The sequence below is a fragment of the Flavobacterium sp. 316 genome (assembly GCF_000967805.1).
Taxonomy (GTDB): domain Bacteria; phylum Bacteroidota; class Bacteroidia; order Flavobacteriales; family Flavobacteriaceae; genus Flavobacterium; species Flavobacterium sediminilitoris.
In genome coordinates this window covers 279,610-302,145 of sequence record NZ_JYGZ01000004.1, presented here as the reverse complement: position 1 = coordinate 302,145, position 22,536 = coordinate 279,610, and the positions used below count along the sequence as shown (strand labels likewise).

Here is a 22,536-nt window from a genome sequence, read left to right as displayed (position 1 = left end):
ATTAATTTTATAAAAACGCCTTGATTTTCAAGGCGTTTTTTTATTCCGAAAACTTAGATTAGTTTTGTAAAAAAAAGAAATGAGTTTTTCAAAAGTGATATTAAAGCAAGGAAAAGAAAAGTCAATACTTAGACGTCATCCTTGGGTTTTTAGCGGAGCAGTTTATGGAGTAAGTAAAGAGTTGTATGATGGAGAAATGGTGGATGTTGTAGATAATAATGAGAAGCATCTTGGAACAGGTTTTTTTAGTGATAGAGGAAGTATTGTTGTCCGATTATTAACTTTTAAAGATGAAGTATTTGATACTGATTTTTGGAAAGTTAAGTTAGAATCAGCATGGAGCCTTAGAACAAAACTACTTGATTTTAATGAAACAAATGCTTTTCGATTAATACATGGAGAAGGAGATGGAATTCCAGGGCTAATAGTAGACTATTATAATAAAAACTGGGTTATTCAAGCGCATTCTTCGGGGATTTATTTGCAAATCGAAGAAATTGCAAAAATTATCAAGGTTAATTTTCCCGAATATTGTGAAACAATCTATTGTAAAAGTAGTGGAACATTGCCACAGACAGGAAATGATTTCTTTTTATATGGTGATACATCAGAAACTATTGCAAAAGAGAATAATATAAAATTTGCTGTCAATTGGGTAGAAGGTCAAAAAACTGGTTTTTTTCTTGATCAGAGAGATAATAGAAAATTATTGAGTGAATATGCTAAAGGAAAAAAAGTGTTGAATACGTTTTGTTATACAGGTGGTTTTTCAATATATGCTATGAGTGCAGGTGCAGAGTTAGTAACATCTGTTGATATTTCTCAAAAAGCAGTTGATTTGGCAGATAAAAATATGGAATTAAATTTTCCAAATGCAAATCATAAACCAGTTGCTTCTGATGTTTTTGAGTATATGAAAGAGAATCATAAAGAGTATGATGTAATAATATTGGATCCTCCAGCATTTGCAAAAAGCATAAAAAGCAAACATACAGCAACTCAAGCATATAAAAGACTTAATATAGCGGGATTAAAAGCATTAGCACCAAAAGGAATTTTATTTACTTTTTCTTGCTCGCAAGTAATTGATGATGTTTTGTTTTATAATACCATAGCAGCAGCAGCAATTGAAACAGGAAGAAATATTAGAGTACTTCATAAATTATCTCAAGGACCAGATCATCCTATAAATATATATCATCCTGAAGGTCATTATTTAAAAGGATTGGTTCTTTTTGTTGAATAATTTTTATTATTTTATAATAATTATATTAAAAAACTGAATATTTTAATATAATTTAACAAAAAATATAGCTTTGTTGTAAAATTATATTTTTATTCTTATCTACCTTTGTTTTTCTAACCAAACAATTAAAAACTAATTAATTATGAAAAACAGATGGCAAAAAAACCTCGGAATTGTCCTGCTTTTTTCTTCATCATTTTTATCCACAGCTCAGGTTTTAGATAAAAATGTGAAGGAGAAAGTATATGATGAAAAAGGGCAACCTGCATTGATAATCTTTAATGAGAATTCAAATGTATCAAATAAAGACTTTCAAAGCGTTCTAAAAGAAAATCTTAAACTAGGAACAGATTTTAATTTTGTAAAAATTAAGGATGAAGTAGATAATTTAGGAATTGTTCATGAAAAGTTTCAACTGTATTACAGCTCTGTAAAAATAGAATTTGCAACGTATACAATCCATTCTAATAAGGGGAAAATTATCTCAATGAGTGGAGACGTGTATAATGTTAAAACAGTTGATTTAAATCCAATATTGAATAGTAGTACTGCATTAGAACTTGCCAAAAAAGCAGTAGGAGGAAGTTCTTTTTTATGGGAAGACAAAAAAGAATCATCTTTAATAAATTATACTAAACCTCAAGGTGAATTGGTATTGCTTCCTGATATGGGAAATATTGGTATTGAAAGAGAAAATGCACAATTAATATTAGCTTATAAATTTGATATTTATTCAACAAATCCAGTGAGTAGAGGAGATGTTTATGTTGATGCAAAATCAGGTAAAATTTTATTTTACAATGCAACAATTAAGCATGCAACAAATTTTGGACATGGATCAGCTCATTTATTTACTAAAAATCATGCATGTATATCAAATGATAATAGTTTTGCTATTACAAAAACACTAGAAACTTTGATTACAGGTACTGCTGCAACAAGGTATAGTGGAAGTAAAAATATTGAGACAACATTAAGTGGCGGAAGTTATATTCTAAAAGATAATACGAGAGGTAATGGTGTTAATACGTACGATATGAATACAGGAACTAATTATGGTTCAGCGGTTAATTTTACGGATAATGATAACAATTGGACAACAGCCGAACATAGCGCAAACAAAGATAATGGAGCATTAGATGCGCATTGGGGAGCAGAAATGACTTACGATTATTGGAGTTCAAAACACAATAGAAATAGTTTTAATAATTCTGGAGCAGCAATTAATAGTTATGTGCATTATAGTTCTAATTATGATAATGCATTTTGGGATGGTTCAAGAATGACTTATGGAGATGGTAGTGGAACCTATTTTGATATATTAACCTCATTAGATGTAGCTGCTCATGAAATAGGACATGCAGTGTGTACATATACCGCAAATTTAGCTTATCAAAGAGAATCTGGAGCTTTAAATGAAGGGTTTTCAGATATTTGGGGTGCAACAGTAGAGTTTTATGCAGCGCCTAATAAGCAAACTTGGTTAATTGGGGAAGATATAGAGAGACGTTCTGGTCATACATCACTTCGTTCAATGAGTAATCCTAAAAGTGAAGGACAACCTGATACTTATGGAGGAACCTATTGGAAAAATCCAAACTGTGGAACACCAACACAATCAAATGATTATTGTGGAGTTCATACAAATAGTGGTGTATTAAATCATTGGTTTTACATTTTGGTTCAAGGAAAATCAGGAACTAATGATATTGGAAGTCCATATAATGTTACAGGAATTGGAATGGATAAGGCTGCAAACATTGCTTATAGATTAGAGAGTGTATATTTATCGGCTAATTCAACTTTTGCTAACGCACGTACTTATGGTATTCAAGCAGCTATAGATTTATATGGAGATGCATCTGCTGAGGTAATTGCAACAACTAATGCTTTTTATGCAGTAGGAGTTGGTTCAGCTTATTCAGGTGGAGGAAACCCAACAACATGTTCAACAACAATAACAACTTTTCCTTATTCTGAAGGATTTGAAAATACTTTGGGAGCATGGACACAAGGATCAGGAGATGATTTCGATTGGATAATTAATTCAAACGGAACACCATCTACTAATACAGGACCTTCTGGTGCTGCTCAAGGCACATATTATGTATATGTAGAAGCTTCAAGTCCTAATTATTCAAACAAATCAACAATATTAAACTCACCTTGTTATGACCTGAGTAGTACTTCTTCAGCGACATTTACTTTTAAATATCACATGTATGGGGTTGCTGGTATGGGAGGATTAAAATTACAAGCTAGCACTAATGGAACATCATGGACTGATGTTTGGACAAAATCTGGAAATCAAGGAAATTCATGGTTAGATGCTTCAGTTGATTTAGCTTCTTATGCAGGAGATACGGTTAGGTTAAGATTTGTAGGTTCAACAGGGACAACCTGGCAAGGTGATATTGCAGTAGATGATATTTCATTATCAACTGGAATAGTAAATCCTCCAACCTGTACTAATGTAAATGTAAATTTAACTTTTGATAATTATCCTGAAGAAACAAGTTGGCAGATATTAAATTCAGCAAGTCAAGTAGTAGAATCAGGAGGAACTTATGGTAGTCAAGCTGATGGTTCTTCGTTGACTATTACAAAATGTTTAGCCGCTGGATGTTATACTTTTAAAATTAATGATACCTATGGAGATGGAATGTGTTGTTCGTATGGTAATGGGAGCTATACTGTAACATCTGGAGGAACTACTTTAGCTTCTGGGGGAAATTTTGGAGCAAGCCAATCAACAAATTTTTGTGTAGGAACAACAGGTTTAGTTTCAAATATCAATACTGTAACAGAAATTAAACAAGGAATTGATTTTGAAATGTATCCAAATCCAGTAAAGGGTGATGTTTTAAATGTTATTTCTAATGATGGAATGAAAGATTATAAAGTGTTTAATTTATTTGGGCAACTAGTTTTAGAAGGTCAAATTAAAGATAATCAGGTTAATGTATCAAAATTAAGTACAGGAGTTTATGTTATAGAATTAAACACCTACAAAGAGAAAATAACAAATAAGTTTATTAAAGAGTAAGTTTTTTGAGTTAAGTTAAGTGAAAAAGGCTGTTCTAAATTTTTTAGACAGCCTTTTTATATTATAATCAAACTAAGAATTATTACAGATTGGCAAAGAAATCATTTCCTTTATCATCAGTGATAATAAAAGCAGGAAAATCTTTAACTGTAATTTTTCGTACAGCTTCCATTCCAAGTTCTTCAAAATCGACTACTTCAACTTTTAAAATATTGTCTTTTGCTAAAATTGCCGCAGGACCACCTATAGAACCTAAATAAAATCCACCATATTTAGCACAAGCATTTGTAACTTGTTGTGATCGATTTCCTTTAGCAAGCATAATCATACTTCCGCCAGCAGCTTGAAATTCATCTACATAAGGGTCCATTCTTCCAGCAGTAGTAGGACCAAAACTTCCAGATGGCATTCCTTCAGGAGTTTTTGCAGGACCAGCATAATATATTGGATGGTTTTTGAAGTATTCAGGCATTGGTTTACCAGAATCTAACAATTCTTTTATTTTGGCATGAGCAATATCGCGAGCTACTATAACTGTTCCATTTAATTTCAAACGAGTTTTAATAGGATATTTTGTTAATTCAGCCAATATTTCTTTCATTGGTTTATCTAAATCAATAATAACAGGTTCTTCTAAATGAGGAGCAACTTTAGGTAAAAACTGACCTGGATTAGTTTCTAATTGTTCTACAAAGATACCCTCTTTAGTAATTTTTCCTTTAATATTTCTGTCAGCAGAACATGATACACCTAATCCTACAGGACAAGAAGCAGCATGACGAGGTAAGCGAATTACACGAACATCATGAGTGAAATATTTTCCTCCAAACTGAGCTCCAATAGCACTTTCTTGACAAATTTTTTGTACTCTTTTTTCCCATTCTAAATCTCTAAAAGCTTGTCCAGACATATTTCCAGATGTAGGTAAATGATCAAAATAACCTGCAGAAGCTTTTTTTACAGCAGCTAAATTTGCTTCTGCTGAAGTTCCGCCAATAACTAAAGCTAAATGGTAAGGAGGACAAGCTGAGGTTCCTAAATCTTTAATTTTTTCACGAATAAACTCGTCCATCGATTTTTCATTCAATAACGATTTTGTTTTTTGATATAGAAAAGTTTTATTAGCAGAACCACCACCTTTTGCTAAAAATAAAAACTCATAAGAATTCCCTTTTTTTGCATAAATATCTATTTGAGCAGGAAGATTTGATCCAGAGTTTTTTTCTTCAAACATGCTAATAGGCACAATCTGAGAATAACGTAAATTTTTCTTTTGATACGTGTTGAAAATTCCTTTGGATAACCATTCAGCATCATCAACACCAGTATAAACATTTTCTCCTTTTTTCCCCATTACAATAGCAGTTCCTGTATCTTGACAAGAAGGAAGTTCACCATCAATTGCTACAGAAGCATTTTGTAATAAATTATAGGCAACAAAACGATCATTATCTGTTGCTTCAGGATCATTTAAAATATTTTGCAAACTTTGTAAATGTTTCGTTCTAAGCATAAACGAAACATCATTCATAGCTACTTCAGAAAGAAGTTCTAATCCTTTTGGATCAATTGTTAAAATTTCTCGATCTCCTAGTTTTTCTACTTTTACAAATTCAGAAGATATTTTTTTGTATTTAGTATCATCTTTTTCAATAAGATAAGGGTCTTGGTATATAAAATCCATTGTATTAGTTTTTAGAAGCGTAAAGTTACGGAATGTTTAAAAATTACGAAGTGATTCTTTTCTGCTTTTCAAATTTTAGGTATATTTTATAATTATTCTAAAGTAAATAGTTTCAGTTTTATAAAAGACTAATTATAATTTAATAAAGAAAAGTTAAAAAATATTATTATTTTTATCAAGTCTAAATAAATAAAAAATGAAATCAAATATTATTATTGCAGATAGCCAAAATTTATATAGGATAGGGCTAAAACATGTATTGAAGAAACATTTTAATAGTTTGACAATTACTGAATTGTCAACAAAGAGAGAATTGATAAAAACCCTTAATAATACAGAAATAGATTATCTTTTTATAGATGTTAATAATGTAATTGATATAGAGAAAAGAGATGTTTTAAATATAAATAAATTATTCCCTACGTGTAGAATTATAATTATTACGTGTTTTCACAACGAGTTTGAAGATGAGTTTCTGTATAAAAAGGAGATAAGTGGTTATATCTGTAAGAATAGTCAAGAACAAGTGTTTTATGAAGCATTAATTAAAATACAGAGGAATGATAGATATATATGTAATCAAATTTTAAATAGCGTTTTAGAAAATAACCTTGTTAAACAACAGAATGATTGCAATCATTTAACAACTCGGGAAATTGAAATATTAAAATTAATAGCTCAAGGGAAAACAGGAAATCAAATTGCTTCAATTTTATTTATAAGTGTTCATACTTTTCGTACTCATAGAAAAAATATAATGAAAAAAACTAGTGCAAATTCAACATCTAAGCTTGTTTTATATGCATTAAAAAGTAGTATTGTTTAAAAGAATCTACTCCAAAAATGGTATTTTTAAATACTCTCAATAATCAATTAAATTACCATTATTTTAGTATTTGTTTCTATTTATTTTGACTCTAATTTTGTTTCTCTTTTTAGAATTAATCTAAATAAAAATAAAAAATGAACATTGTCAAGCAAACTAATCAAAACACAAATGAGGCTATAATAAGCCAAGATATCTTTAAACAATATGTTTTCTCAAATGAAAAAAGTAGTATTACAAATTATAAAAATAGCATGAAAAAAGCAATTCATGTTATAAGTAAGCATGTTAAAAAGAGAAAAACTCCTTTTACAGGAACTTCTATTAAAAATATAAAAGAAAGAATTGAAAGTATAAAACTTGAAAATTTTAAAGGACAACACTCATTGAATTATGTTTTAGAAGAACTGAAAGAAATTTATTTAAATGATTGTGTTCATTTTCATAATCCTAAATATATAGCACACTTAAATTGCCCTATTTTAACACCAACACTAGTTGCAGAAGCGTTTATTTCATCTCTTAATTCTTCTATGGATACTTGGGATCAAAGTACAGGAGGCACATTTATTGAACTAAAATTAATCGAGTGGACTCTAGGAATTATGGGATATCCAAAAGAAGGAGATGGCATTTTTACAAGTGGTGGAACTCAATCTAACTTAATGGGGCTTTTATTAGCTAGGGATTATTATATAAAAAACAATTATGATATTGATCCAAAGATGGATGGATTACCTTCCGAAGCTTCAAAATTTAAAATATTATGTTCAGAAGTAAGTCATTTTAGTTTAAAGAAGAATTTAAGTTTACTTGGATTAGGGCAAAATGCAGTAGTTCCAGTTTCTGTTGATTCTGATTTTAAAATGAATATTACAAAGTTAGAACAAGCTATAAGAAAACAAAAAGAGCTAGGAAATATACCTATTGCAATTGTAGGAACCGCAGGAACAACAGATTTTGGTTCAATTGATCCATTAATAGAGATTTCAAGAATTGCGAAGAAAAATTCTTTATGGTTTCATGTAGATGCAGCTTATGGAGGTGGTTTATTAATAAGTGAGACACATAAAAATAAACTAAAAGGAATTGAATTGTCTGATTCTGCTACTATAGATTATCACAAAACATTTTATCAACCAGTAAGTTCAAGTGGCTTTTTTATGAGAGATAAGTCATTTGTAGATTATATAAAATATCATGCAGATTACCTTAATTCTAAAGAACAAGAAGAAGAAGGAATTCCAAATATGGTTAAGAAATCAATACAAACTACTAGACGTTTTGATGCACTTAAACTATGGTTCACATTAAGAATTATTGGAGTAGAAGGATTAAGTTCATATTTAGAAAAAGCAGTTGAAAATGCTCAGTTCACAGCAAACTTTTTGAGAGAAAGAAAAGATTTTGAAATGATACACAATCCAGAAATTAGTGCAATTGTTTTTAGATATACTCCATTTTTTGGGAATGATGTTTCTTATTGTAATTTAAATAGTTACATAAGAAAAGCAATTTTTAATGAAGGGAAAGCAATTATAACCAGTACTAAAGTAAATGATGAGGTTTTCTTGAAATTCACATTGCTTAATCCGCTTACAACAACTCAGGATATTGAAGAAGTAATAGCACTTATTATTCATCACGGACAACAATATTCTTTAAAAAATTAATAAAAATGAAAAATATAACATACGATTTTATAGCCATAGGTGTTGGTCCATTCAATTTAGGACTGGCATGTTTAACACAACCAATTGAAAATTTGAATGGTGTTTTTTTTGATAAAAATGAATCTTTTAATTGGCATCCAGGAATGTTATTACAAGATACAACATTGCAAATTCCGTTTCTTGCTGATTTAGTTACATTAGCTGACCCAACAAGCCCATTTAGCTTTTTAAATTATAGTAAAGAACAAGGGAAAATGTATTCTTTTTATATTAGAGAAAACTTTTTATTATTACGAAACGAATACAATCAATATTGTCAATGGGCAATAAAAAAATTGCCTAATGTGTTTTTTAGTACTGAAGTTATACAAATAGATTATAATGAATCAGATGCATTATATAGTGTAACCACAAAATGCACAAAAACAAACGATATAAAGACTTATAATACTAAAAAGCTCATTCTAGGAACTGGAACATCTCCTCATGTTCCAAAATCATGTGAAATACTAAAAGAAAAAGCAATTCATTCTTCTGCATATATTCAAAATAAAGAAGAGTTACAAAAGCAAAAATCAATTACAGTTTTAGGTAGTGGTCAAAGTGCAGCAGAAGTTTTTAATGATTTACTACAAGAAATAGATGTATATGAATATCAATTAAATTGGATAACACGTTCTCCTCGATTTTTCCCAATGGACTATAGTAAATTAACTCTTGAAATGACTTCTCCAGAGTATGTAGACTATTTTTATAATTTACCCGAAAACAAAAGAGAAGAATTGTTAAAAGAACAAAAAATATTGTATAAAGGAATTAATAAAGATTTAATAGGGAATATTTTTGATACTATATATAGTAAAAAAGTGATTAAAGAAATAGATGTTAATTTAAGAACAAATTCAGAATGTATAAAATCTAATTATAACAAAGAAACAGGATATTTTGAATTAGAACTTCATCAAATAGAGCAAGATAAAAAATATCGTCATACTACGGAAGCGCTAATCTTAGCAACAGGATATAACTATAAACTTCCAGAATTTCTTAACGGAATTAAAAATAGAATTAAGTGGGATAAAAAAGAACGATTTGCTACTCATAGAAATTATAGTATAGATGTAAATGCTAATGAAATATTTGTTCAAAATGCAGAGTTACATACTCATGGTTTTGTTACTCCAGATTTAGGAATGGCATGCTATAGAAATTCTTATATCATTAAAGAACTAACAGGAAAAGAATATTATTCTATTGAAAAGCAAATTGCATTTCAACAATTCGGAGTAGAAAAAGAAGAAGTAATCTCTTCAGAAGTATTTGAATTAATTCTTTAATAAAGATATGGAGAAGAAAAGAATAGCAGCTATTGACTTTGCACGAGGAATTAGTGTTTTATTGGTTATCATTGTTCACACCATGCTTATATATGGAAGTATTCAAACTCAAACCCAAACACTTTTAGGAGAAATTATTTTATGGATGGGAAGAGGAACACCTATGTTTCTTGTAATAATGGGAATTTCATTTAACCAATCGAGTAGACAACATTTTAGTGCAATATGTAAAAGAGCATTAATAATTCTTTTAATAGGTTATGGATTAAATATATTAAAATTTTGGGTGCCAGAATATATTTTTGGAGGACTTCCACAAAGGTTTGTTGAGGCATACGGACTAATATCTCAAACACTTGATTCGGCATTGTTTTTCTTATGTTTAGGAGATATTTTACAACTTGCAGGAATTACACTTTTTATTATTGCATGTATTAATCATTTTAGTCAGAATAAATGGATTCCTTTGATAATAGGACTAATAATTATTTCTCTCTCTAAAGAAATGAGTGGATATAGAATAGGTATTGCAGGAATAGACTATTTATGTGATCTCTTCTTTAGTAATAAATTCAATGTTTACTTTCCTGTTTTTCCTTGGAGTTCATTCATTTTAATAGGTATTTTTTTAGGAAAATGGTACAAAGAACTTAAAGAGAATGAAAATACTTTTTTTAAAAAAATTGCAATACAAGGAATCGTATTCATTTTAGTAGGTGCAATATTGATTAAGATAAACCCTGAATATCATTTTGGTGATTATTATCACTTAGGACCAGGTGGAAGCATAGTATTAATGGGTGTAATGTTACTGTTTTTATGGATTTCAAATATCCTTACAATATTAATAGGAGAATATAAGACACTTTTTAAAGGAATAACTTACTTAAGTAAAAATGTAACTAGTTTGTATGTAATACAATGGATAATTATTAATTGGGGAATGTATGTTTTTGGATTTTGGGAACACAATCAGATAACAGTTGCTCTATTAATACCAGTAATGACCTTGTTGACTTTAATGGTAAATGCTGCTTTTTTAAATTGTAAAAACAAACTAACAAATACGAAACTATTACGTTTTCAAAAAATAAAACAATCTAAAGCTCAGTTAATCGAATAATTGAAGAAATAGTAAAATCATATATTATTAAAACAATATAAAAATGAATACAGATAATAGATTAATGAAGATAAAAGAGAATAGCATTGTCTACGCTAATTTTATCCCAAACTTTGGTCTTATTGAGTTCAGACCTCTATATCTTGAAAAAGATATAACTATTATACATGACTGGGTAAATCGTGAATATGCACAATATTGGGGAATGCAAGGGAAGAAAATGGAAGAAGTGAAACAAGAATATGAAAAAATAACAAAACATTCAGATGTTTTTATAGGACTAGTGAATGGTAATATATCGTTCTTATTAGAAAGGTATAACCCAAAATACGACAGTATTAGTAATTATTATTCTGTTAAAGAGTATGATTGCGGAATACATATTATTGTTGCTCCAACAACAAAACCGATTCATCAATTTACGTGGCATATTTTTTCAAGTATTCTGAAATTCATATTTAACGATTTAAGAATACAACGAGTTGTTGTAGAACCTGATATTCGAAATAAAAAAATGTTTAACATCTGTCATCGCGTAGGATTTGTAGATGATAAAATGATAGAATTACCCCATAAAACAGCACTTTTAGCCTTTTGTACAAGAGAGCAATTTGTAAAAGCAATAGATACATTCAATTTAAAACAAACAAAAATGCTATATCATAATCAAATAGAATTTCCAGAACAAGCAGTTCAACATATCAATTCAGAAGTTTGGGAAAAAGCAAATAAATTATTAGTTAAAAAAGCAATTTGCGAATTTTCACATGAATTATTATTACATCCTAAAGTAGAAAAAAAACAAGATAATTGGAATAAGTATTGTTTAACAACAGATGATAATCAAATAAAATATTCTTTTAAAGCAAAGCTACTTGCTTTAAATCATTTAATAATTGATAGCAATTCTATAATAAAAGAACGTAATGGTGTGGAAATAGAAATTGATGCCATACATTTTATATCTGAATTCAAAGAAAATATAGGAATAAGTGAAGAATTGTTTCCGTCTTATATAGAAGAAATTATTAGTACATTATATGGCAGTGCTTATAAATTAGGTAAAGAGTTTTTAACAGCTAAAGAGTTAGTAAAAGCAGATTTTCAAACTATTGAACAGTCTATGACTGAAGGACATCCAGGTTTTGTGGCTAATAATGGGAGAATAGGATTTAATAGTATGGATTACAAGGCTTTTACACCTGAAACAGGAAATCCATTTCAAATCCTTTGGTTAGCAGGTCATATTGATAGAACAATTTATTCAGGAACAAAAGAGTTAGAATACAAAACGCTATTATCGCATGAACTAGATAATGATACAATTGAAAAGTTTAATGATATAATCAAAAAACAAGGAAAAAATCCAGAAGAATATTATTTTATTCCTATTCATCCATGGCAATGGTTTAATAAATTAGCGAATATTTTTTCTCCAGAAATAGCAAAAGGGAAATTAATATGTGTTGGATATAGTCCAGATTTGTATCAAGCACAACAATCTATCAGAACTTTATTTAATATTAGCAATCCTAAGAAATTTTACACAAAAACATCACTTTCAATATTGAATATGGGATTCATGCGTGGGTTACCTGTATATTATTTAGGAACAGCACCAGAAATGGCAGAATGGTTGAATAAATTATTAGGGAAAGACAAATATTTACAAGATGTGAATTTTGAAATGTTAGGAGAAATTGCTTCAATAAGTTATATTAATCCTTATTTTGAAGATTATGGAAAGCACAATCCATATAATAAAATGATAGCATCATTGTGGAGAGAAAGCCCTGTTTCTTTTTTACAAAAAGAAGAACAATTAATGACAATGGCAGCTTTGTTACACGTAGATAATGATGGAAAAGCTTTGTTGCCAGAAATTATAAAAGCATCTTCTTTAGAAATTGATTTGTGGTTGAAAGAATATTTTAAAGTATATCTAAGTCCATTACTACATTGTTTCTACCAGTATGATTTAGTATTTATGCCACATGGAGAAAACATAATATTAGGATTTAAAAATCATATTCCCATTCGTTCGTTTATAAAAGATATAACAGAAGAAGCTGTAATTCTAAATCCTGAAGTTGAAATTCCTGAAAATATTAGCCGAATTTATGCAGAAGTACCTGAAAATGTTAAATTATTATCCATTTTTATAGATGTCTTTGATGGTTTTTTCCGATTCATGTCGAGTATATTAGTTGAATATGCAAATTATAATGAAAATCGTTTTTGGGAATTAGTTGCCGAATGTATTCATGATTATCAAGAAACACAGCCGCATCTTGCAGGAAAATTTGAACAGTATGATTTATTTGAAACACAGTTTGAATTATCATGTTTAAACCGTTTGCAAATAAACAATAATAAAACAATGATAGATCTTGATGATCCTGTTGCTTTATTACAATTTAAAGGAAAATTACAAAATCCAATAGCTCCTTATAAAAAAGTAACGGTTTAATTTTTTTCAATATATAATGATAAATACAAGTAAACATCTTACTAAAGATACTTTGGAAGAAGTTGTTTTTACTAAAAATATTTCTGAAATCGGAACTTTTGAATTAAGACCTATAAATTTAGAAAAAGACATTGAAGCTATTCATAAATGGGTAAATAAAGAATATGCAATTTATTGGGGAATGATGGGTTTTTCTTTTGATGAGGTTAAAATAGCCTATGAAAAAATAGTTAAAAACACTCAAGTTTATATAGGAACCTTTAATGGAATAATATCTTTTTTATTAGAATGTTATAATCCAAAGGAAGATGTAATTAACAACTATTACAATGTGGAAAAAGGAGATCGAGGTATGCACATTTTAGTAGCTCCATCAGAAAACCCAATTAAAAACTTCACATGGTCTATTTTTACCGTTATACTTGATTTTATATTTAATGATAGTGAAGTAAAACGAATAGTAGTAGAACCAGATGCTCGAAATTATAAAATCCATCAACTTAATAAAAAAGCAGGCTTTGTTTTTCAAAGAATTGTAGAACTTCCACATAAAAAAGCACATTTAGAATTTTGTACTCGTGAAGACTATTACAAAGCCTTAGAAAAATTATAATTATGAATAATACCATTTTAATTACTCCAAATGATACTATTAAACATATAACTAAAAGTAATTGGGACAAGGCAAATAGGCAATTAGTTAAAAAAGCACTTAGCGAATTTGCTCATGAATTATTAATAAACCCAATTCCAAACGAGAATAATGAGTATATTGTTTATACACCTGATAAAAATAATAAATACAGTTTTAAGGCTTCTATTTTGTCCTTGAATCATTGGGCAATAGTATCAGAAAGTATTAAAAAAATGACTAAAGATAAAGAAGTGACTTTATCTCTTCCAGATTTTATAATTGAGTTTAAAGATGTTTTTGATATTCCAGAAATATTGTTACCAACATATCTGGAAGAAATTACAAGTACTATTTATAGCACAGCATTTAAAATTGAAAATCAAAAATACTCAGCAAAGGAATTAGTTAATCAAGATTATCAAGAGATAGAACATGCTATGACAGAAGGTCATCCGTGTTTTCTAGCAAATAGCGGTAAAAACGGATTTAATAGCCTTGATTTTATGCAATATTCTCCAGAAGCAAATGCTCCTGTCCAATTAATTTGGTTAGCAGGACATAAAAGTAGAGCAACTTTTTCAAGTATTGACACCTTGAGTTATAAAAAACTTATACAACAAGAATTAGATGAGGAAACACAAATAGAATTTGAAAATAGAATTAAAAATAAAGGACGTAATAAAGATGATTTTTTCTTTTTCCCTGTTCATCCTTGGCAATGGTTTAATAAATTAACATTAATTTTTTCTCATGATATTGCTTCAGAAAATTTAATTTGTTTAGGATATGGAAAAGATATTTATTCAGCTCAACAATCGATACGTACTTTTTTCAATATAAGTAATCCAGAAAAAAATTATGCAAAAACAGCTCTTTCTGTAGTAAATATGGGATTTATGCGAGGACTTTCTCCTTATTATATGGAAAGTACACCTGCAATTACGCAATGGATTGATAATTTAGTAAAGGAAGATAATTATTTGCAAGGTAAAAGGTTTATATTGTTGGGAGAAGTAGCAACCTTAGGATATAGAAACTTTTTATATGAACCTCTTGGAAGAGGAATTGCACATAATAAAATGTTAGCAACATTGTGGAGAGAAAGTCCTATTCCAAAACTTGAAAAGAATGAAAAATGTATGACAATGGCTGCTTTATTACATATCGATAATGAAGGAGAATCTTTTGTAAAACAGCTTATTCAATCTTCAGGAATTTCAGCTAAAGAATGGATTAATCGTTATTTAGATTGTTATCTTTCTCCATTACTTCATTGTTTTTATCAGTATGAAATAGTATTTATGCCTCATGGAGAAAATGTAATTTTAGTATTAGAAAATAATATTCCTACAAAAGCAATAATGAAAGATATTACTGAAGAGATAATGCTTTTTAATACTAAAATACCATTGCCTGAAAAAGCAAAACGTATCTATGTTGATATGGATGACTCATTAAAGGTACTTTGCATATTAAATGATGTTTTTGAATTTTTTTTTAGATTTCTTGCTTCAATTCTTCATGAAAATGAGATTATATTTGAAAACGAATTTTGGAAATTAGTAGCAAAATGTATTCATAATTATAAAAATGATTATCCAGAATTACAATCGCAATTTAATAAATTTGATTTGTTCGTGAATGAATTTGATGCTTGTTGTTTAAATCGTCTACAATTAAAGAATAATAAACAAATGCTAGATTTAACAGCACCAACAGATAGTTTGCAGTTTGTAGGAAAGTTGCAAAACCCATTGGTTAATTATAAATAAGAAGTTTTATAAATATATAAAATGAAGAGAATAATAAATTTTTTGCGAGAAGTATTAAATGGAGATGGAAATCATGACTTTACTAGTATGAATATGAATAAAGCCATTCTCTTCTTAGCTATTCCGATGGTTTTAGAATTGGTTCTAGAATCTGTTTTTGCTTTAGTAGACTTGTATTTTGTAGGACATTTAGACAAAAGTAATTTAGCAATTCAGATTATAGGACTAACGGAGTCTATAAATACTATTATTTATTCTATTTCTATTGGACTGAGTGTAGCAACCACTGCAATTATATCTAGAAGAGTAGGAGAGAGAAAAACGAAAAAAGCAGGAGTAGTTGCAATGCAATCTATTCTTATATCTGTTTTTATTTCGATAATAATTAGTGTTGTAGGTGTTTTATATTCAGAAGAAATATTTGTTTTTTTAGGCGCATCAAATCAGTCAATTGCGTATGGTATTTTATATCCTAAAATTATTTTAGGAAGTAGTGTTTTTATTATACTAATCTTTCTTATAAATGGAATTTTTAGAGGAGTTGGAAATCCTGCATTAGCCATGAAAAGTTTATGGTTTGCAAACATTTGTAATATTGTTTTATGTCCTGTTTTAATTAATGGTTACGGATTTATTCCTGAAATGGGAATTGTAGGAGCTGCACTAGCTACTGCAATAGGAAGAGCATTAGGTGTTTTTTATCAATTGTATTTTTTGTTTTTTAAAGTAAGATTGATAACTATTAAAATGAAATATATTAAACCAAAATATAAAGTAATTATGTCGCTTATTAAAGTATCAACACCAGGAGTTATGCAATATGTAATAGCATCATGTAGTTGGATATTTTTATCACAAATTGTAGCAAAAACAGGTGGAGAAAATGGATCATCTGGATTTCAAACTGCAATACGAATTATGATGTTTTTTATGTTGCCAGCTTGGGGATTGAGTAATGCTACTGCAACATTGGTAGGGTTAAATTTAGGAGCAAAACATAAAGAAAGAGTTAGAGAAGCAGTTGTTTTAACTACAAAATATAATGTTATTTTTTTAGCTATAGTAATGATCTTGTGTTTGCTTTTTGGGAAAGAAATGATTCAGTTTTTTACAAACGATATATATATTATTGAAATAGCTTATTCGGCATTACAAATTGTAAGTTATGGTTATCTTTTTTATGGAATAGGGATGGTGCTTAATAATGCTTTTAATGGAGCAGGAGATACTATAACTCCTACTTGGATAAATTTTGTAGGGTTTTGGTTAATTCAAATTCCTTTAGCTTATATGCTTTCATATACTTTTAAATTTGAGGCTACAGGTGTTTTTATTGCAATTCCTGTAGCAGAAGCATTAATCACAATAATGAGTATTATGATGTATAAAAGAGGGAAATGGATTAATGTAAAAGTTTAAAAAAACCAACTTGCCACTAAAATTCCAGTAATAACACAAATTAAATCAATTAATAACATCATGCCTAAAGTATAACGTGTGTTTTTGATACTTACAGAACCAAAATAGACAGCTATAACATAAAAAGTAGTTTCTGCACTACATTGAAAAATACAACTTAAACGACCAGCAAATGAGTCTGGACCAAAAGTGCGCATTGCATCAATCATAAAACCACGAGAACCACCAGAACTAAATGGTCTTAAAATAGCAACAGGTAGTGAGTCTGTAATTTCTTTGGCTACACCTAAATGAGCAAAAACAAAAGAAATTCCGTAACTTATAATTTCAAATAAACCACTATTTCTCAATAGAGAAATGGCAACAAGCATTCCCATTACATAAGGAAAAATCATTACACCAGTTTTTAATCCATTATTTGCCCCTACAACAAAAGTGTCAAACATAGTTGTTTTTTGAGCAGTGAACTTTTTCTCGTTAATGAAGGAAAAAATTAAAGTAAAACCAATGATTGCTAATAATAATACGCCAGATAAATTAGCGGTAAAATAATTTTTACCTATTAAATCTAAGGTGTTTACATAGAATAATAGACCAATTATAGCTCCAATCAATCCCATTAAAACAGCTAATAAAGAAGTGCTTTTAAAATTGATTTTTTGTTTCATACCAACTAATAAAAAAGCAGCAATCGTTCCTACAAATGAGGTAATTATACAAGGTAACATCACATCAGCAGGATTTGCAGCATTTTCAGCCGCACGATATCCAATTATAGATGTTGGAATCAAAGTTAATCCAGCAGCATGTAAACACATAAACATAATTTGAGAGTCACTTGCTTTATCTTTGTCTTCATTTAATTCTTGTAAACTTTGCATGGCTTTTAATCCAAAAGGGGTCGCAGCAGAATCTAATCCTAAAAAGTTAGCTGCAAAATTTAAGGTCATATAAGAAATAGATTCATGATTTTTAGGGATAGATGGAAAAACTTTAGCAAACATAGGGCTCAATTTTTTAGCTAGTTTTTCAGATGCTCCAGAAATAATTAATAATTCCATAATTCCACAGAAAAAAGCTAGATATGCAATTAGCGGAAGGATTAAATCCATTAAACTGCTTTTACACATTGGTAATAATCCATCAGATTGTTGAATACCACTATATAATTTAACAGTTTGTTTGTTATATATATAGGTAGTGTCGGCATCTTTTGTATTGTAATTTAAAACAAAAGTTTTTTCAGAAGAATTTTGAATACTATCTTGAATAAACTGAGGAATGTCTTTTAAATATTTTTCAGCAATTAATATAGGCTCGTCTTTTTTACCATTTAGAACATAATCAATAGAATAATATTTTGAAGTGAATAATCCTATAATTATAAAAGCAATTGATGAGACGAAAATAGCTAGCCAAAATCTACTTAATACCATAACTTGATTTTTTGTAAATATACAATTTATAGTACAAATATAAATGACAAGTAAAATAGTTGAATGATTTGTGTTTAAATATTGTCATTATTTATTTTTTTAAATAAATAATTGGCTATTTTTATTTTTTTTAACACAACACAACGTATTATGATACAAAAAATACTTAAAATGTGTTTTTTTATTCTTTTTGCATCATTTTCTTTCGCTCAAACAAAAGATGATATTCCTAAAATTATAAAAAAATATGATATTGAAAAAATTAAAACCAGGTCTGTTTTTTTTGAAAAGTTAGAAAAGCAAGAAAAAGAAGAAGCAATTAAAGTTGCTAAAATAGAAGGATGGCCAATAATTGTTGAGAAAGTTGATGGTACTTTTGAGGAGTTAATGAAATTAACACCTGATGGATATCCGGTTTATTATTCAACCACAAATGTTAATGCAGCAAAATCTACTAGAGCGAATCATTTAAATAGCGGAGGGAGTTTGGGGTTGAATTTGAATGGACAAGGAATGGTAGCAAGAGTTTGGGATGGAGGAACTGTTAGACGGACTCATAGTTTATTTGAAAATAGAGTTATAACGGTTGATGATGCTACAGGAACAACATATAGTCCTCATGCAACACACGTAACAGGAACTGTAATTGCGTCTGATGCTTCAGCTACAGCAAAAGGAATGGCTTTTCAGGCTACAGCAAGAACATTTAATTGGACAAATGATGAGAGTGAGGCAGCAAATGAAGCATTAGGAGGAATGTTAATATCTAACCATTCATACGGAATTCCTGTAACTAGTTCTACAGGAACAGTTCAGCCAGCATGGTATATTGGAGCATATACTTCAGGATCTAGAAATTGGGATGAAATAGCTTATTTAGCACCATATTTTTTGCCAGTAATGTCTGCTGGGAATGAAGGAAATAATAATGATAATGCGAACCCGATAGCTTTTGGTTTTGATAAGTTAACAGGAGATAAAACATCTAAAAATAGTTTGATTGTTGCTAACGGTAGAGACGCTAATGTTTCAGTTGATGGAACTTTAATTAGTGTACAGATTAATTCTTCTAGTAGTCAAGGTCCTACTGATGATAGAAGAATAAAACCAGACATTACAGGTAATGGAACAGCGTTAACATCTACAGATAGTTCAAGCGATATAGCTACTTCTTCTAGAACAGGAACATCTATGGCAAGTCCTAATGTAGCAGGTACTTTGCTATTATTACAACAACATAATAGAAATATAACGAATAATTTTTTAAAAGCAGCTACATTAAAAGGATTGGCTTGCCATACTGCTGATGATGCTGGGAATGTGGGGCCAGATGCAAATTTTGGTTGGGGATTATTAAATGCTAAAAAAGCAGCTGAAGTATTGACGAATAATGGTTTGGATTCATGGGTTTCGGAAGAAAATTTATTGCAAGGACAAACATTTTCTAAGACAGTTATATCTGATGGTGTAAACCCTTTAATAGCTTCAATTACTTGGACTGATCTACCTGGAGAAGTAAATAATGGTAATCGCCCAGATAATGATCCTACTCCTGCATTAGTAAATAATTTAGATATTAAAATCACGAAAGATGGAGTAATATATTATCCTTGGAAACTGCAAAATAATCCAAATGATTTAGCAATTAGAAGTGAAGATAATGATGTTGATAATGTAGAACAAATTAAAATTGATGCTCCTGTTGCTGGTGAGTATCAAATAACAATAACGCATAAAGGAAATTTAGTTAATAATAACCAAGACTTTTCATTAGTTATTACAGGTATATCATCAAATTTTTCATTAATATCTAAGTCAGATGATTTAACGGTTTGTGATAATTCGGATGCTGTTTACTTGTTTGATTATAAGCAGAATGGAACAGGAACAACAATGTTTTCCGCAGTCGATTTACCAAATGGAGCAATTGCTACTTTTAATCCAGCTAGTCTTAGTACGAATGGAGTAGTTACTATGACTATATCAGGACTTGTTAATGTTGTTCCTGATGAATATAGAATAGGTGTTTTAGGAGATAACGGGTTTGAGACAGAAGCAAGGTATAAAACATTGGAGATCTACTCTGCGGTTTTTCAACCTATTGTTTTAAATTCGCCTTCAAATTCACAAAACACTCTTGCTCCTTCATTAGTATTAGAATGGGAAGGTAACAATAATGCAGAATCTTATAATTTAGAGGTTTCAACATCGTCTAATTTTGCAACATTACTTGTTAATGAAGTAGTATCTGTTACAAATTATTTGTTGGAAGGTTTAAATGAAGAAACAACCTATTATTGGAGAGTAATTCCTTCCAATAGATGTGGAATTGGTTCTAATACTAATGCAAATGTTTTTAACTTTAAAACAGGGAAATTGATATGTGGATTTTCATTTATAGCAAATGATTTTTCAGATGCAGTAATAGCTACTGTGGCAAATAGCTCTGCTTCAGTTCCAATTGAAGTTACAGGAGGATTATTGATAGGCGATATTAATGTTGATTTGGATATTTCACATACCTATGTTCAAGATGCAACTTATTATTTAGAAGGACCTGCTTCAATAGGAAGTCCGGTAATTACGTTGTTTAGTCAACCATGTGGAAGTGGCAACGATATTAATTGTACACTAGATGATTCAGGTACGGATTTAACATGTAACCAATCTGCTCCAACAATAACAGGTATTGTGAGACCTTATGAAACTTTAAGTGAATTAAATGGATTAAGTGCTGATGGTACTTGGATATTAAGAGTAGAAGATCCGTTTAATGGAGATGGAGGAAGTATTAATGGCGTAACATTGTCTTTTTGTAATTTAGAAGAATCTTTAAATATAAGAAAGAATATTTTATCAGATATTAATATATATCCTAATCCTGCAAAAAATAGTATTAATGTTGATTTGAATAATTCTTTGGAAGGAGAAACAAATTTTGCATTATATGATATCCAAGGGCGATTGATGTTGAAAAATAAATCTTTTGATATCAATATTATATTAAGTGTTGAGACATTAATAGATGGAGTTTATTTCTTAACTCTTGAGAATGGAGATAATAAAACAACAAGAAAAATTATTATAAAGAAGTAATTTACATTTAATTCATGTATAAAAAAAGGACTTTTAAAGTCCTTTTTTTATACATGAATAATTTCTTCATCAATTAATAATTCTTCTCTACGAAATCGAAGAAAAATTTGAGCAACAGCAATTACATCTTTTTCGCAATATGTAATAATGCGATCTATATCTTTTTCTACATAAAAAACATAAGCTACTTCACTACCATCAATGTCGTCTTTTGGAGAAGGAACACCTAAAATTTTTGTCAATAGTTTTAATGAGGTAAAATGCTTATAGTCTCCAAATTTCCATAATTCTAATGTGTCTAAATGAGCTACTTCCCAAGGTTTTTTCCCAAAAAGATTTAATTTATCAGGTAAAGCAACACTGTTTATAATCATTCTTCGAGCAATAAATGGAATGTCAAATTCTTTGGCATTATGACCACATATAACATGTTGAGGTTGATTAAAGTGGTTATTTAGTAAATTAGAGAAATCTTGTAGTATTTTCTTTTCTTCTCCCCAAAAACTAGTAACTCTAAAATTTCTTATATCGGCTTTATTTGTAAAATAACCGACAGAAATAGTAATAATTTTTCCAAACTCAGCCCAAATTCCTGCTCTTTCATAAAAATCTTCAGCAGTTACTTCGTCTTTTCGTTGGTATTGTGTTTTATGTTCCCATAGCTTCTTAGCTTCTTCGTCCAAACCTAAATAATTATCATATTCAGGAACTGTTTCTATATCTAAAAAGAGAATATTATTGAGGTTTATTTTTTCAATCATGAATAATTTCTTT

14 protein-coding genes are annotated in these 22,536 nt (G+C 29.2%); 11 read left to right on the top strand and 3 right to left on the bottom strand.

The features are described 5' to 3' along the window. Positions 1 to 79 precede the first annotated feature (79 nt). The gene (locus SY27_RS10115; RefSeq protein WP_045969827.1) at positions 80 to 1,246 is read left to right on the top strand and encodes a class I SAM-dependent rRNA methyltransferase; all 1,167 of its coding nucleotides are present in this window, start codon (positions 80 to 82) and stop codon (positions 1,244 to 1,246) included. Positions 1,247 to 1,388: 142 nt separating this feature from the next. Continuing rightward, positions 1,389 to 4,292 (top strand): M4 family metallopeptidase, encoded by a 2,904-nt coding sequence (locus SY27_RS10110; protein ID WP_045969825.1) that lies wholly within the window; start codon positions 1,389 to 1,391, stop codon positions 4,290 to 4,292. An 82-nt stretch (positions 4,293 to 4,374) separates the two neighbouring features. On the opposite strand, the gene SY27_RS10105 is transcribed toward SY27_RS10110, so the two are convergent. Continuing rightward, on the bottom strand, positions 4,375 to 5,976 hold the full coding sequence (locus SY27_RS10105) for a fumarate hydratase (protein ID WP_045969823.1): 1,602 nt from the start codon (positions 5,974 to 5,976) through the stop codon (positions 4,375 to 4,377). Positions 5,977 to 6,172: 196 nt separating this feature from the next. Here SY27_RS10105 and SY27_RS10100 point away from each other — a divergent pair, with 196 nt between their 5' ends. The 8 genes from SY27_RS10100 (at position 6,173) to SY27_RS10065 (ending at position 17,230) form a co-directional block, all read left to right on the top strand. Then, positions 6,173 to 6,802 carry a response regulator transcription factor gene (locus SY27_RS10100; protein WP_045969821.1) on the top strand — a complete coding sequence of 210 codons (630 nt, stop codon included), beginning with the start codon at positions 6,173 to 6,175 and terminating at the stop codon, positions 6,800 to 6,802. 137 nt (positions 6,803 to 6,939) lie between these two features. Further along, positions 6,940 to 8,475, top strand: a complete 1,536-nt coding sequence (locus SY27_RS10095) for an aspartate aminotransferase family protein (protein WP_045969819.1) — start codon at positions 6,940 to 6,942, stop codon at positions 8,473 to 8,475. 5 nt (positions 8,476 to 8,480) lie between these two features. Further along, positions 8,481 to 9,812 carry a lysine N(6)-hydroxylase/L-ornithine N(5)-oxygenase family protein gene (locus tag SY27_RS10090; protein WP_045969817.1) on the top strand — a complete coding sequence of 444 codons (1,332 nt, stop codon included), beginning with the start codon at positions 8,481 to 8,483 and terminating at the stop codon, positions 9,810 to 9,812. 7 nt (positions 9,813 to 9,819) lie between these two features. Beyond that, positions 9,820 to 10,935 (top strand): heparan-alpha-glucosaminide N-acetyltransferase domain-containing protein, encoded by a 1,116-nt coding sequence (locus tag SY27_RS10085; protein WP_045969815.1) that lies wholly within the window; start codon positions 9,820 to 9,822, stop codon positions 10,933 to 10,935. Between the two features lie 43 nt (positions 10,936 to 10,978). Then, positions 10,979 to 13,405: a GNAT family N-acetyltransferase gene (locus SY27_RS10080; protein ID WP_235270951.1), complete on the top strand. Its 2,427-nt coding sequence runs from the start codon at positions 10,979 to 10,981 to the stop codon at positions 13,403 to 13,405. A 16-nt stretch (positions 13,406 to 13,421) separates the two neighbouring features. Next, a complete protein-coding gene (locus SY27_RS10075) occupies positions 13,422 to 14,018 on the top strand; it encodes a GNAT family N-acetyltransferase (protein ID WP_235270949.1) in 597 nt (198 codons plus the stop codon). A gap of 2 nt (positions 14,019 to 14,020) precedes the next feature. Beyond that, positions 14,021 to 15,811, top strand: coding sequence for an IucA/IucC family siderophore biosynthesis protein (locus SY27_RS10070; RefSeq protein WP_045969813.1), 1,791 nt, complete (start codon positions 14,021 to 14,023; stop codon positions 15,809 to 15,811). A 21-nt stretch (positions 15,812 to 15,832) separates the two neighbouring features. Further along, the gene (locus tag SY27_RS10065) at positions 15,833 to 17,230 is read left to right on the top strand and encodes an MATE family efflux transporter (protein ID WP_045969811.1); all 1,398 of its coding nucleotides are present in this window, start codon (positions 15,833 to 15,835) and stop codon (positions 17,228 to 17,230) included. Here SY27_RS10065 and SY27_RS10060 read toward each other — a convergent pair. Next, a complete protein-coding gene (locus SY27_RS10060; RefSeq protein WP_045969809.1) occupies positions 17,227 to 18,666 on the bottom strand; it encodes a nucleoside recognition domain-containing protein in 1,440 nt (479 codons plus the stop codon). The two genes, SY27_RS10065 and SY27_RS10060, sit on opposite strands and share 4 nt — an antisense overlap. A gap of 150 nt (positions 18,667 to 18,816) precedes the next feature. Between SY27_RS10060 and SY27_RS18215 the strand changes: the two genes are divergently transcribed. Beyond that, entirely contained in the window at positions 18,817 to 21,762 is a 2,946-nt protein-coding gene (locus SY27_RS18215) for a S8 family serine peptidase (RefSeq protein ID WP_052705262.1), read from the top strand. 47 nt (positions 21,763 to 21,809) lie between these two features. On the opposite strand, the gene SY27_RS10050 is transcribed toward SY27_RS18215, so the two are convergent. Beyond that, the gene (locus SY27_RS10050; RefSeq protein ID WP_045969807.1) at positions 21,810 to 22,523 is read right to left on the bottom strand and encodes a 3'-5' exonuclease; all 714 of its coding nucleotides are present in this window, start codon (positions 22,521 to 22,523) and stop codon (positions 21,810 to 21,812) included. Positions 22,524 to 22,536: the final 13 nt, after the last annotated feature.

What these genes read in the sequence shown, in the direction of transcription:
- SY27_RS10115 (WP_045969827.1), top strand. Translation starts at nt 80, where the DNA reads ATGAGTTTTTCAAAAGTGATATTAAAGCAAGGAAAAGAAAAGTCAATA.
- SY27_RS10065 (WP_045969811.1), top strand. Translation starts at nt 15,833, where the DNA reads ATGAAGAGAATAATAAATTTTTTGCGAGAAGTATTAAATGGAGATGGA.
- SY27_RS10100 (WP_045969821.1), top strand. Translation starts at nt 6,173, where the DNA reads ATGAAATCAAATATTATTATTGCAGATAGCCAAAATTTATATAGGATA.
- SY27_RS10075 (WP_235270949.1), top strand. Translation starts at nt 13,422, where the DNA reads ATGATAAATACAAGTAAACATCTTACTAAAGATACTTTGGAAGAAGTT.
- SY27_RS10085 (WP_045969815.1), top strand. Translation starts at nt 9,820, where the DNA reads ATGGAGAAGAAAAGAATAGCAGCTATTGACTTTGCACGAGGAATTAGT.
- SY27_RS10110 (WP_045969825.1), top strand. Translation starts at nt 1,389, where the DNA reads ATGAAAAACAGATGGCAAAAAAACCTCGGAATTGTCCTGCTTTTTTCT.
- SY27_RS10070 (WP_045969813.1), top strand. Translation starts at nt 14,021, where the DNA reads ATGAATAATACCATTTTAATTACTCCAAATGATACTATTAAACATATA.
- SY27_RS10105 (WP_045969823.1), bottom strand. Translation starts at nt 5,976, where the DNA reads ATGGATTTTATATACCAAGACCCTTATCTTATTGAAAAAGATGATACT.
- SY27_RS10095 (WP_045969819.1), top strand. Translation starts at nt 6,940, where the DNA reads ATGAACATTGTCAAGCAAACTAATCAAAACACAAATGAGGCTATAATA.
- SY27_RS18215 (WP_052705262.1), top strand. Translation starts at nt 18,817, where the DNA reads ATGATACAAAAAATACTTAAAATGTGTTTTTTTATTCTTTTTGCATCA.
- SY27_RS10060 (WP_045969809.1), bottom strand. Translation starts at nt 18,666, where the DNA reads ATGGTATTAAGTAGATTTTGGCTAGCTATTTTCGTCTCATCAATTGCT.
- SY27_RS10080 (WP_235270951.1), top strand. Translation starts at nt 10,979, where the DNA reads ATGAATACAGATAATAGATTAATGAAGATAAAAGAGAATAGCATTGTC.
- SY27_RS10090 (WP_045969817.1), top strand. Translation starts at nt 8,481, where the DNA reads ATGAAAAATATAACATACGATTTTATAGCCATAGGTGTTGGTCCATTC.
- SY27_RS10050 (WP_045969807.1), bottom strand. Translation starts at nt 22,523, where the DNA reads ATGATTGAAAAAATAAACCTCAATAATATTCTCTTTTTAGATATAGAA.